This is a genomic window from Opitutaceae bacterium TAV5 (assembly GCA_000242935.3).
Taxonomy (GTDB): Bacteria; Verrucomicrobiota; Verrucomicrobiia; order Opitutales; family Opitutaceae; genus Geminisphaera.
This window is the reverse complement of record CP007053.1, coordinates 1,638,839-1,651,628: the sequence shown is the minus strand read 5'-3', so window position 1 is coordinate 1,651,628 and position 12,790 is coordinate 1,638,839. Positions and strand designations below refer to the sequence as shown.

11 protein-coding genes are annotated in these 12,790 nt (G+C 63.1%); 2 read left to right on the top strand and 9 right to left on the bottom strand.

Features of this window, described 5'->3' with window-relative positions; all coding sequences use genetic code 11:
* Positions 1-37: 37 nt before the first annotated feature.
* The 3 genes from OPIT5_07530 to OPIT5_07520 form a co-directional block, all read right to left on the bottom strand.
* Complete coding sequence (locus tag OPIT5_07530) at positions 38-403, bottom strand: ribosome-binding factor A (GenBank protein ID AHF90096.1); 366 nt, start codon at positions 401-403, stop codon at positions 38-40.
* Between the two features lie 104 nt (positions 404-507).
* Positions 508-2,982, bottom strand: coding sequence for a translation initiation factor IF-2 (locus tag OPIT5_07525; protein ID AHF90095.1), 2,475 nt, complete (start codon positions 2,980-2,982; stop codon positions 508-510).
* A gap of 70 nt (positions 2,983-3,052) precedes the next feature.
* Positions 3,053-4,282, bottom strand: a complete 1,230-nt coding sequence (locus OPIT5_07520) for a transcription elongation factor NusA (GenBank protein ID AHF90094.1) — start codon at positions 4,280-4,282, stop codon at positions 3,053-3,055.
* Positions 4,283-4,513: 231 nt separating this feature from the next.
* Here OPIT5_07520 and OPIT5_07515 point away from each other — a divergent pair, with 231 nt between their 5' ends.
* Both OPIT5_07515 and OPIT5_07510 read left to right on the top strand, forming a co-directional pair.
* Positions 4,514-4,918, top strand: coding sequence for a hypothetical protein (locus OPIT5_07515; GenBank protein AHF90093.1), 405 nt, complete (start codon positions 4,514-4,516; stop codon positions 4,916-4,918).
* Positions 4,919-5,506: 588 nt separating this feature from the next.
* Positions 5,507-7,246 carry a hypothetical protein gene (locus tag OPIT5_07510; GenBank protein ID AHF94171.1) on the top strand — a complete coding sequence of 580 codons (1,740 nt, stop codon included), beginning with the start codon at positions 5,507-5,509 and terminating at the stop codon, positions 7,244-7,246.
* A 32-nt stretch (positions 7,247-7,278) separates the two neighbouring features.
* On the opposite strand, the gene OPIT5_07505 is transcribed toward OPIT5_07510, so the two are convergent.
* From OPIT5_07505 to OPIT5_07475, 6 genes are all read right to left on the bottom strand, one after another.
* Positions 7,279-8,073, bottom strand: a complete 795-nt coding sequence (locus OPIT5_07505; protein ID AHF90092.1) for a peptidoglycan-binding protein — start codon at positions 8,071-8,073, stop codon at positions 7,279-7,281.
* A gap of 25 nt (positions 8,074-8,098) precedes the next feature.
* Complete coding sequence (locus OPIT5_07500; GenBank protein AHF90091.1) at positions 8,099-8,962, bottom strand: iron ABC transporter permease; 864 nt, start codon at positions 8,960-8,962, stop codon at positions 8,099-8,101.
* Positions 8,959-9,831, bottom strand: a complete 873-nt coding sequence (locus OPIT5_07495; protein ID AHF90090.1) for a membrane protein — start codon at positions 9,829-9,831, stop codon at positions 8,959-8,961. The genes OPIT5_07500 and OPIT5_07495 overlap by 4 nt, the downstream gene beginning before the upstream one ends.
* Positions 9,828-10,760, bottom strand: a complete 933-nt coding sequence (locus OPIT5_07490; protein AHF90089.1) for an iron ABC transporter permease — start codon at positions 10,758-10,760, stop codon at positions 9,828-9,830. Before OPIT5_07490 ends, OPIT5_07495 begins: the two co-directional genes overlap by 4 nt.
* Before the next feature lie 73 nt (positions 10,761-10,833).
* Complete coding sequence (locus tag OPIT5_07480; protein AHF90088.1) at positions 10,834-11,772, bottom strand: periplasmic chelated iron-binding protein yfeA; 939 nt, start codon at positions 11,770-11,772, stop codon at positions 10,834-10,836.
* Between the two features lie 27 nt (positions 11,773-11,799).
* The gene (locus OPIT5_07475) at positions 11,800-12,717 is read right to left on the bottom strand and encodes a hypothetical protein (GenBank protein ID AHF90087.1); all 918 of its coding nucleotides are present in this window, start codon (positions 12,715-12,717) and stop codon (positions 11,800-11,802) included.
* Positions 12,718-12,790: the final 73 nt, after the last annotated feature.

Sequence of the window (12,790 nt, the reverse complement as noted above, 5' to 3'; positions counted from 1 at the left end):
TGCCGCGTGGGAATCATGGGCACGGTGTCCGTGCCACTCAGGCGGACGGCGGGGTCTTGCGTTTTTCCTCTTCGGCGAGCCGGTCGAGGAGGTCGAGGATGCGGTTGCCGCGTTCGGTCGCGGTGTCGAATTCGTACGCGAGCACCGGCATGTGCTTGAGGATAATGGTGCGGCCGAGCTCGAAGCGGAGTTCCTGCGCGTGCTTGCGCAGCCAGCGGAGTTTTTGCGTGGCGAGATCGTCGTCACCGGTGACGGCCACGAAGACCTTGCCTTCGCGGGTGTCGGGCGTGACGGCAACGCCGGTGATGGTGATCAGCGCGGCCTCCTCCTGGTAGCGTTTGCGAAGGATGGCGCTCAGCTCGCGCTGGATGAGCTCGTTGACGCGGAGTTGGCGGGTGGACATGACTGGTGGAAATTAAGAATTAATAGTTAAAAATTAAGAATTGAATACAGGGTCGATTGCCCGGGTTTGGGTCTTTTAATTCTTAATTATTAATTCTTAATTGGTCAGAGCGACGCTCTGACTTTCTGGACTTCGTAGACTTCGATGACGTCGCCGATTGCGTAGCCGCTGAAGTCGTCGAGCTTGATACCGCACTCGAGGCCGGCGCGCACTTCGTTGGCGTCGTCCTTGAAGCGTTTGAGCATGGCGACCTTGCCTTCGTAAACGACGTCCTTCTTGCGACGGACGCGCGCGGCGGCGTTGCGGGTGATCTTGCCTTCGGTGACGAGACAACCGGCGACAAATCCCTTGGCCAGCGGGAAGGTGGCGCGGATCTCGGCGGCGCCGAGCTTGACTTCCTTGAGGTCGGGTTCGAGCAGGTCGGCCATCATGTCCCGCACCTTGTCGGCGAGTTCGTAGATGATGCCGTAGGTCTCGATGCGTACGCCGTGATGCTTGGCGAGCGGGGTGACGCCGTTTTCGAGCTTCGTGTTGAAGCCGATGATGACGGCGCCGGCGGCGCTGGCCATGAGGACGTCGGTCTTGGAAATGAGGCCGACCTCGTCGGCCACGATCTCGAGCGAGACCTTGTTCGTCTTGATGCCTTCGAGGACGTTGCGGACGGCTTCGGTGGAGCCGAAGACATCGGTCTTGATGATGAGCTTGAGAACTTTCTCCTGGGTGGCGGCGATGTTCTGGAAGAGGTTGTCGAGGGAAACGTCCTTGGGAGCGGAGGCGGCGGTGGCGGCCGTCTGGCGGATGCGATGCTGTTCTTCCTCGGCGAGATTTTCGGCTTCGCGGGCGTTCTTGACGGTCCTGAAGGCGGAGCCGCTGTCGGGCGCGCCGTTCCAGCCGATGACGCGAACGGGCGTGGAGGGCAGGGCCTGCTTGATGCTGTTGCCCTGGTCGTCAAAGAGAGCCCGGACCTTGGCCCAGACGGGACCGCAGACGAGGGAGTCGCCGACCTTGAGCGTGCCGCGCTGGACGATGACCGTGGCGAGGGGACCGCGCCCGATGTCGATCTGCGATTCGATGATGACACCGCTGGCCTCGGCCTTGGGGTTGGCCTTGAGTTCGAGGACTTCGGCCTGGAGCAGGATCATGTCGAGCAGGTCGGGGATGCCGGTGCCTTTGACGGCGGAGACAGGCACGGTGATCGTCTCGCCTCCCCAGTCTTCCGGGGCGATGTTGCGCTCCTGCATCATCTGCTTCACGCGTTCGAGGTTGGCGCCTTTGACGTCCATCTTGTTGACGGCGACCATGAGCGAGACGCCGGCGTCCTGCGCGTGCTTGAGGGCTTCGTCGGTCTGCGGCATGAAGCCGTCGTCGGCGGCGACGACGAGGACGGCGATGTCGGTGACGGCGGCGCCGCGGGCGCGCATTTTCTGGAAGGCGGCGTGGCCGGGCGTGTCGAGGAAGGTGATTTTTTTGCCGGCGTGCTCGATCTGGTAGGCGCCGATGTGCTGGGTGATGCCGCCGGCTTCGCCCTTGGCGACGTCGGCCTTGCGGATGGCGTCGAGGAGGGAGGTCTTGCCATGGTCAACATGGCCGAGGATGCAGACGACAGGCGGGCGCGGGGCGAGATTGGCGAGTTCGCGTTCCTGGGCTTCCTTGGCGCGGCGCTTTTTCTCGGCTTCCTTGTCCTTGGGGGTGACGGGGACAGGGATTTCGCGGTGCTTGATTTCGAGAAGGAAGCCGTGTTTCTCGGCGACGCGGGTGGCGACGGCGTCCTCGATGGTCTGGTTCATCGAGGCGAAGATGCCCATTTCCATCAGTTCGGAGATGAGCTTGAAGGGCTTCATGCCGAGCGCGGTGGCGAAGTCGCGCACGATGATCGGCGGCTTCAGGTGGATGATGGGGATGTCGCCCTCGTTGGTGATGGTGGCCGTCTGCGACGGGGGAACCGGCGGGATGGGCGGCGTGGTCGATGTGGAGAAGGACGGGGTCGGGGGCGGAGCACCGGCGGTGGCCGGACGAGGCGGCACGGAGAGCGGCGGCAGGCTGGACGGACGGGAAACGGGAGCGGGCGGGGGGGGCGGAGCGCTGGCGGCACGGGCCGCCGGTGGCGGCGGAGGAGCGCTCACGCGGGCCTGAGCCGGAACCGGAGCCGGAGCGGGCGGGGGGGGAGGTGTGGAAACGGCCGGTGCGCTGGCAGGGGCCGGAGGAGGATTGGCGGCGGCGCGGGCCTCGGCGGCAGCGGCCTCGGCCGCGGCTGCTTTTTCGGCTCTTTCACGAACGACGTCCTCGGCGCTCTTGACCATGACGCCGGCAGGCAGGCGGGTGACGAAACCTTGCGGCGGGAGCGGTTCGGCGGAGGTCGCGGCAGACTCGTCGGGCTGGTCGGCCGTGGCGTCGCCGGCAGCGGCGGTGCCTTCGGCGGGAGCGGTGGCGGCAAATTCCTCAACGAGGGCCTCGGCATTGATATTGTCGACGGTGCTCGAGACGCTCTTCACGTCAAAGTTGCGCTCCTTCAGCAAGGCGAGCAGGGCCTTGTTTTCCATGCCGATTTTTTTTGCGAGTTCGTGGATGCGGATGCTCATTCTTGCGTGTTAGTGAGGCGGGAGGCCGAAGGAGGGCGGATGATGAAGGTGTGGACGGGGACGCTGGCGATCAGGCGGTGCTGCTGACGCGGCCGATGATTTCCTGCGCCTCTGCGGGACTGAAGCCGGCGTCGGTGAGATCCTCGGCGTCGACGCCTTCGAAGGCGGCGGGCGAGTTGATGCCGACGGCGACGAGGCGCGCGGCGAGGTTTTCGGCGAGGCCGAAGGTCTGGACAAGGAGGCGGGTGGCGGCGGTGCGCGGGTCGATGGTCTCGACCTTGTGTTCCTCGATATCGAGGCGCCAGCCGACGAGGCGGGAGGTGAGGCGCGCGTTCTGGCCCTTGCGGCCGATGGCGATGGCGAGGTCGGAGGCGGCCACGCGGATGAGGATGCGGCGGGACTTTTCGTCGAGGATCATCTCGCGCGGCACGGCGGGCTTGAGGGCTTCGGCCACCATCTGCTTCGGGTCTTCGAACCAGTTGATGATGTCGATCTTCTCGCCATTGAGCTCACGGACGATGGTCTTGACGCGGGCGCCGCGGGCACCGACGCAGGCGCCGACAGGATCGACCTTGGGGTCGGTGCTGATGACGGCGATTTTTGTCCGGTAGCCGGGTTCGCGGGCGAAGGCCTGGATCCTGACGGTGCCGTCGGCGATCTCGGCGACCTCGACTTCGAAGAGGCGGCGAACGAACTTGGGACTGGCGCGGCTGAGGATGAGCTCGGGACCGCGCGGGGTGTTGTCGATGGCGAGCAGGAGGCAGCGGATGCGGTCGCCGGCTTGGTATTCCTCGCCGGGGACCTGTTCCTTGCGGGTGAGGGCGGCTTCGGCCTTGCCGAGATCGATGTAGATGTCGTCGCGTTCGCGGCGGCGGACGGTGCCGGTGACGATGTTGCCGACCATGTCCTTGAAGTCATCGTAAATGCGGTCCTTCTCGAACTGGCGGAGTTTTTGCATGACGGCCTGGCGGGCGGTCTGCGCGGCGATGCGGCCGAGGGAGGCGGGGTCGACTTCTTTCTCCACGATATCACCGATCTGGGCGCCGGGCTGGATGGCCTGGGCTTTCTCGATGTGGATCTCGAGCCTGGGGTCGCCGATGGAGTCCACCACCTTGAGAAGCTGCCACGCGTGGAGCTGGCCGTTGCGGGGGTTGATGTCGATCTTGAGCTCCTGGCCGGCGGAGACGCCTTTCTGGGCGGCGGCCTTGATGGCATTGACGATCGCGGCGATCATATCGGCGCGCGCAATGCCCTTCTCCTTTTCCATGTATTCGAGGACTGAAAGTATTTCGCTGCTCATGAGACTGTTGGGAAATCGAGGAAAAAAAAGGCGGGCCAGAGGCCCACCCGGGTGAAAAGTGACCGTTACTTAGTGAAGCCGTTGAGAGTGTGAGAGTGGATTTTTTATGTCAAGTCCCCCGGGGAGGGGACGGAGGGAAGGGGAGCAGGAGAGAGAAACGGAGACCGTTGTAACCAGGTCCGGCGGGCGGCGTCTTGGCCCTTGTTCGTTTTGTTACCAACCCGATTCAATATGAAAACCAGATATACGTTTGCCGCGGCGCTTGCCTCGCTCGCTTTTGCGATCTCCGGCGCCGCTCTTCACGCTGAAAGCGAAAAACCATTCGGCAAGTCTGACCGGCCCCCTGCGCGGCAATCGGCCGAACAGCAACTCGAGCACCTCAAGACGGAGCTCAACCTCACGGACGACCAGTCCACCAAAATCAAGGCGATCCTTGCTGACGAGGCCGCGGCCGTGAAAACGATCCGCCAGGACGAGTCGCTGGACAACAAGGCCAAGCGCGAGAAAATGCAGGAGGTGCGCAAGTCCGGCCGTGAAAAAATCGAAGCGGTGCTGACCGCGGAACAGAAAGCCGCATTCGAGAAACTCGCATCGGAAAGACGCGGACCAAAGAAGGAGAAAAAATCCAAAGACTGACCTTTTCCGGGTACAGCAACCCGGTTCTGTAAGGGGATACTGCCGTCGGGACTGAGGGTCCCGACGGCTTTTTGTTTATAGATTGCGATAGTTAACGAGAAAACAGTGAAAAAAGTGCAAAAATCAGGGTTTTACCTGACTACCGCATTTTCAGGAAACTGGTATTGTTACCCCGTTCTCCTTGAAAGCCCTCCGGGGCATTCTTCCAGTTGAGTCCCAGTTTGCGACTTCCGTCACGTCAGTGGCGGATCCGGGTGTGGTAGCCCGGTTTCCTGAGTCGGGCGGGGCGTCTGATGCCGACAAGGCTAGACGGCGCCCCGCTTTTCTTTTGCCCGCAGGAAGCGGTCCGCAAGAACGGGAACCGGCCGCTGCCGGCGCGGATTTGCAGACATCGAATTTGTATCTTTTTTATGGATACATGGTTTCCGGCATCGGGTGTTTACCCGACTAGCGCGGGTCAGGTTCACCCGGTATACTCGTCGCGCACACTCATTCACATCACTCCACGCCGGCTGGCCATTCCACGTCTCCCGCACGGCGTCTGACACTTCTTCCGGCGATCTTGCCACATTCCGTACTTATTTTCACATGACGACCAAACCCATGCTCAAACAGGCGGCATTCATTGCCCTGCTCTCCCTGCTCCCATCCGGTGCCCGCGCCGACTATGACGGGGGCCAGATACTCAACAAGGACGAAACTTTTTCGGGCGAGATCAAGGTGACCCTGGATTCTCCCAACGCGGCGAACAGCGCGGTGCAGATCAACGGCGAAAAATCCGGTTACACGACCCTCCTGGAAGGTGACATCCGGATATCGTCCGGAAAAAACTACGAGACGTCGACCAGTCCGATGTACGGACACGGCGTTTACCTGAATGGAAGCACCGGCACCGGCAACAACATTGTCCTGAAGACGGCTTCGGCTTCTGACCGGATCATCATCGACGTTTACGATTATGTCGGTTCCGGTGTGCGTAATGACAAATCCGATGCAACTTCGGCCATTACCCTGGATGCGTCGGCATCTTCCGGTGGCGGGATCAGTATCAATCTGAGAAACACGACTCATCCCGGAAGCAGCACGACAGAAGCCGCCGGTATTTATGCCAGCGCCGGCAAGGTGAATGTCACCGGCGTATTGGGAATCACCACCGCCCAGGAGCGCGGATACGGCCTGTGGACCGGAAGCGCATCTTCCGATATACGGATCACCGGTGACACGACACTCGCGACGACCGGCAAAGGAAGCTACGGCATCCGGGCCGATGGCGGGACTGTTTCCATTGACGGCGATCTGACCGTCACGACGACCGGCGCGAAGTCCCCGGGGTCTTTCTTGTCCTATGGGGCTTACGGCATCCATGCCCGGGGGCAGGCAACCGTGACGGTGACCGGGACCGCCGACATCACAACCTCCGGAGAGGCCGCCCACGGGCTTCATACCGGCGCGCTTCTGAGTGGAACGCCCGGAATCATTGAGGCAGGTATCTTGAAGGTAAATACAGACGGGTCCGGCGCCCATGGCCTGTATGTCCTTTCGGGAGGTTCCATCCGCTCCGACGAGGCAACCGTCACCACCACCGGCAGCAATTCCTACGGCCTCTATTCTTCCGGCACAGGCAGTAACATCACGATCAAAACCGGTAAGGTGAATATCAATACCACCGGCCACGGCGTCTATGCCTCCGGCACCAACAGCAAAATCACGCTCAACGGCATCGAAACGCTCACCGTCGGTTCGGGCGCACATTCCATCCATGCCGCCAGCAAGGGCCGCGTCGAGGGCGTCGGACAGTACACCTTTACAGGCGACATCTATTCTTCCGGCTCGGGGAGCATGGTCGATCTGACCATGGAAGACGCTTCCCGTTTCACAGGCCAAACGACCGTGGTCAGCAGCGGCGCCATCGACCTGGCACTCGCCGGCGTCTCGAACTGGACGCTGACGGCCGACTCTTCCCTGAGCAATCTCACCATAGACGCCGGTTCCTCGCTGACATTCACCCTCAGCGGGCAATACGATTTCACCAAAATCACCGGCAGCAATCTCCTGACCATGGAGACCGGGTCTCTGATCGAGGTGGTGCTGGACGGTTATTCCGCTCAGGCTGGCGATTCGTTCCGGCTCATTACCGCGAGCAGCTACGATGTCGCCGATGTGAGTTTCGATTTTGACCGGGCGCTCCTTTCGGCCGGTCTGTACTGGGATACCGGAGATTTTGCCGACACCGGCACTATCCGGGTTACGGCCGTTCCCGAGCCTGCCGCCTGCGCCCTTCTCGCCGGCGCCGTGCTCCTCGGCTGGGCGGTGATCCGCCGCCGGTGATGGAGAGGCGGTTCGGGAAAAGGCATTCCCGGTTACGCGTAGCGGCTTTTCAGCGTGGAGAAGGGAAAATAGCGTCCCGGGCACACCGTGTGGTTGATATCCACCCACCGGTGAACCGTGACGGACGGCGTGCCGCCGAGCGGAGCGTCGTCGCGGAGCCAGTCCACCAGGGCGAAGAGCGAATCGAGCTGTTTTTTGTCCGGCCGGCGGTTCTGGAAATTGCCCACCAGGCAGATGCCGATGCCGTGCTGGTTGTACACGCGGTTGCGGACGTGGCCGCCATCGAGTTGTCCGCGCCAGCGCGGGCCGATCTCGATCTTGCCGTCAGGTGAATCGCGCCCGTTGCCGATGACGAAATGGTACGCGAGCCCGTGCTCCATGCCGCGGCGCAGGTGGGCGCGGTGATAGGACAGCGCGTTGCCGCGCTCGATGCCGCTGTGGTGGACGACGATGTACTTCCAGCGCCCGCTCCGGATGCGCACCTTGCGGGTTTCCGCAATGACATCGTCGAGCACGGCAGGCGGGCGCGCCGCGCTGCGGGCGGCAACGGCGGAGGAGGCCCCCGCCGCGGCCGCACCGCGTGAGCCGGATGCGGCCGGGATGACGAGTTTCTGGCCGACCTTGATCACATCGCCGGTGAGGCGGTTGCGCTGCCGGAGCGCAGCCACGGTCACACCGTAGCGCGCGGCGATGGCGGAGAGCGTGTCGCCCTTGCGGACGACATGCGTGGCCTCACCCGCGGCGGCCAGCAAGGCGGCCGGGACAAATCCCGACCCCGGCAGCGCCAGGCAGGCAATCCGTAAAAATGTACGGCGGGTGATGGTCATCGACCCTCACACCCTAACATTGCCGTCAACCCGTCCGGGCCGGGTTCATCGCCCGGCGTCGGCGCAGAAGCCGGTTGGCGAGCAGGCCGCGTTTCGGCGCGAAGACGAGCGCGAGCACAAACACGGCCGTCTGTGCCAGCACGATGCAGGAGCCGGTCGAGCCGTTGATGAAAAAACTTACATACACGCCGGCCAGGCTGGACCCGACCGAGGTGCCGACCGCGACGAGCATCATCGGACCGAAACGGTCCGTGAGCAGAAAACCCGTGCAGCCCGGCGTCACCAGCATGGCGACGACGAGAATGACGCCCACCGCCTGAAGCGAGGCCACGATGGTCAACGCCAGCAACGAAAGCATCACGTAGTTGAGAACCGTTACATTGATGCCGACGCTGCGGGCGTGGCCGGGATCGAAGCAGAAAAGCAGCAGGTCCTTGCGCAGCGCGAGCGTCACGAGCAGCGTCGCGCCGCCGATGATCGCGGTCTGGATCACCTGCGCTTTCGGCAGGCCGAGCAGGCTGCCGAACAGGATGTGGTTGAGGTGCTGGTCGCTCTCGACCTTGGTGAAAATCACCAGACCGAGCGCGAACAGGCCGGTGAACACCACGCCCATCACGGTGTCCTCCTTCAGGCGGCTGTTGCTCTTGATGAAACCCGTGCCGATCGCGCAAGCCAGGCCGGAGAGAAACGCGCCAATGGCCAGCGGCACGCCCGCGACGTAAGCCAGCACGATGCCGGGCAGCACGGCGTGCGAGATGGCGTCGCCCATCAGCGACCATCCTTTCAGCACGAGGAAACAGGAAAAAACGGCGCAGACCGTGCCGACGAGCACGCTCAGCGCGAAGGCGGCCAGCATGAAGTCGTAGTGGAAAGGGCTGAGCCAGTTCATGCCGGCCTCCTTTCGAGCGCGCGGCGACGCCGGGCGCGGCTCGCGAGCATCCCGTGTTTCCGGGCAAATACGAGGGCGGCGAGGAAGATCAGCGTCTGCAGCACGACAATGCAGCCGCCGGTCGAGCCGTCGAGGAAGTAGCTGGCATAAGCGCCGGTCAGGCCGGTGGCGACCCCGATGCTCCCGGCGATGGCGAGCATGCGGGTGAAACGATCCGTGAGCAGATACGCGGTGGCTCCCGGTGTGACGAGCGTCGCCACCACGAGGCACGCGCCCACGGTTTGCAGGGCGGCGACGGCGGTCGCGGCCAGCAGCGTGAGCAGCGTGAAGTGCAGCGCGAGGACGTTGAGGCCGAGCGCGCGCGCCTGGTCGGGGTCGAAACAGAAGAGAACAAGGTCCTTCCGTTTCAGGCCGAGCACGGCGACGGTGACCAGCGAGATGATCGCCACCTGTTTCACGTCGGCGTCGGAAATGCCGAGGATGTTGCCGAAGACGATCGTGCGCAGGCTGACGCCGCTCGGGTAGATCGAAATGAGCAGCACGCCGAGCGCGAAAAACGCCGTGAACACCACGCCGATGACGGCATCCTCCCGGAGCTGTGTCTTTGTCTTCACAAAGCCCATGCCGAGGGCCGCGAGCAGGCCGGAAAAAAACGCGCCGGGCGCGAACGGAGCGCCGAGCAGATACGCCAGCGTGACGCCCGGCACGATCGCATGCGAAAGCGCGTCGCCCATGAGGGACCAGCCTTTCAGCGTGATGAAGCACGAGAGCAGCGCGCACACGCCGCCGATCAGGGCGCTCACCCACATGGCCTTGAGCATGTACTCGTACTGAAACGGGATGAGAAGGGATTGCAGGTGTTCACTCATGATTTTCCCCCCGCCTCTCTCTCTTCGCGGGCGCGCTTTTCCAGGAGAGATTCATGGCCGGCACGGTGCGGGAATTCGAGGTGGCCTCCCTTGCCGAAGACGAGCGGGCGCTCGTCGTCGGTGAGCACGGTGACGGCGCGCCCGTCATGTTTTTGCACCGTGGACTCGTCGAAACGGAAATGGCGGAGCACACCGCCGAAGGCCTTGGCGAGATTGGCTTCGGTAAAAACGTCCGCGATCGGCCCGAAGGCGAGCACGGTGCGGTTGATGATCACGGCCTGGTCGCAGAATTCGGGGACGGAGCCGAGATTGTGGGTCGAGACGAGGATGATGTGGCCGGAGGCGCGGAGTTCGCGCAGGAGGTCGATGATGGCGGCCTCGGTCTTCACATCGACGCCGGTAAACGGTTCGTCGAGGAGGATGACACGGCCTTGTTGCGCCAGCGCGCGGGCGAGGAAGACGCGCTTTTTCTGGCCTCCGGAGAGTTCGCCGATCTGGCGATGGCGGAAATCCCACATCTGCACGCGGCGCAGGCTTTCCTCGGCCAGCCGTTTGTCTTCGGGCCGCGGGATGCGCAGGAAGTTCATGTAGCCGTAGCGCCCCATGAGCACGACGTCCCACACGCTGACGGGAAACGACCAGTCCACTTCCTCGGCTTGCGGCACATAGGCGACCCGGTTTTTCTTTTGCGCGGCGGCGACAGGATCCCCGCCGATCCGCACCCGGCCCCGGGCGGGCGTGAGAAAGCCCATGATCGCCTTGAAGAGCGTGGATTTGCCGCTGCCGTTGACGCCGACGAGCGCGCAGATCGTGCCCGCGGCCAGCCGGAAACTCGCATCGAAGACGGCGACATTGCCGTTGTTGTAGGTGACCGTGACGTCCTCGACGGAGACGTCGATGGTGGCGGCAGTTGAAGGATTCGTTCTCATAGTTTGAAGACAAAGGCCCGGCGGCGGGTTTTTCCCACGCGGCCGGGCTTTTGTTGTTTTCCGTCCGCGGAACTCATTTTCCGAAAAAGCCGTTCACAATCGTCTGGGCATTGTATTCGAGCAGCTTGAGGTAGGTGGGAGCCGGCCCGTCGTCGGTCGTGAGCGAATCGACGTAGAGGACGCCGCCGTAGCGGGCCTTCGTTTCCTTGGCCACCTGGCGGGCCGGCTTGTCGCTGATCGTGCTTTCGCTGAAGACGACCGGAATCCTGTTCTTGCGCACGATGTCGATGACCTTGCGGACCTGTCGCGGGGTGCCTTCCTCGTCGGCATTCACGGGCCAGAGCCAGACCTCCTTCATGCCGTAGTTGCGGACCAGGTACGAGAATGCGCCCTCGCTGCTCACCAGCCAGCGCTGGCTCTCGGGGATTTCCTCGAGTTTTTTGCGGATCGGCTCGTCGATGGCCTTGAGCTTTTCGGTGTAGGCGGCGGCGTTGGCGTTATAGGTGGCCGCGTTTTCGGGATCGAGCGCCACGAATGCCTTGCGGATGTTCTCCACGTAGATGATGGCGTTGGCGGGCGACATCCAGCTATGGGGATTGGGTTTCCCGTTATAGGGGCCTTCGCTGATGCTCAGGGGCTCGATGCCTTCGGTGAGGACGACACTCGGAACGTTGCGGACATTGCTGAAAAATTTCTCGAACCAGCGTTCCAGCCCCATGCCGTTCCAGAGGACGAGATCGGCGGACTGGGCTTTGACGATGTCGAGCGGTGTGGGCTCGTATTCGTGAATTTCCGCGCCGGGCCTGGTGATGGATTCGACGATGGCGGCGGTGCCGGCGACATTCTGCGCCATGTCCTGGATGATCGTGAACGTGGTGACCACGCGTTTGGGCTTGGCATCGGCCGCGAAGCCGATGCCAAAAGCGCCGAGGACAAGCGTTGCGATCGTGAGCGCCCGACGCGCCCGGCAGGGAAGGCCGCGCAGGGCGGCGGTGGATTGTATGGTATTCATTTATGTATGACGAATGGAGGAAGAGAGTCAGAAGCGCCGGGAAAATCCGGCGAAGGGTTGGTAATCGGGCGCCGAGTCGGTGACGCCGAAGTTGCAGCCGAAATCGAGCTGGCTGTTTTCACCGAGAGCCCAGGTGAACCCGATGTCCACCTGGCCCTGCCATCTGAAGCCGGGCGCGCTGCCGGTCACGGCCACGAACTCGATGTAGCCGCCGAGTTTTCCGGTGATGTCGTGGCTGAAGGTGATGGAGTTGACCCATTCGGTGTCGTAACCGCCGTCGCCGTCGCTGACGAAATCCACCTCCGTCATGGCTCCCATGCTCCAGTCGGCGGGAAGCCCGGCGGCGAAGGGGACGATCACGCCGCCCTCGGTCTTGCCGTTGCGAATGTCATTGGACGACAGGGGCCACTTGACGAAGGGCATGATGCCGAGGGCCGTCGCGCCGCCGTCGTTGCCCCACAAGTTGATCTTGAGGCGGGTCGTGAGGTCGCCGGATCCCGAAACCGTGGTTCTGGTGCCGGCGTTGCGATCCTTGACCTGCGAGCGGATGTAAGGATCGACCATCAGCTGGAGATCGACGTGGTTGAGCAGGCCGACCTTGAGGTTGAGCGGAGCCACTCTGTACTCCCGGGTGCGAATGCCGCCGTCGCTGTCGTACGTGTAGTTGACGAAATCGAGCTCGATCTGGACGTGGCCGGCATCGACCGTGTACGGGCTTTCGGTCTGGTCGGGCCGGTCAGTGGAGAGTGCGCGCATCCACTCCTTCGGCGTGGGATTGAAGAGCGTGCAGGCCGACTTGTCGGGCGGGGTGTCGTCTCCGGCCCGCAATGGCGGGGCGGCCAGAACGATGGAGAGCCCCGCCACCGGAAGCGCGCAGCGGAAACCGGCCGCGCTCTTTTTACGATACGGCCGGGCGTTGGTGGATGTGGTGTTCTTTTTTTGCATGAAGGAAACGGTTCTTCGTTTTGCGGATTGCCGATCCGGGTGTCCGGGCGGCTGACGAGTAGCTCGTGGGAAT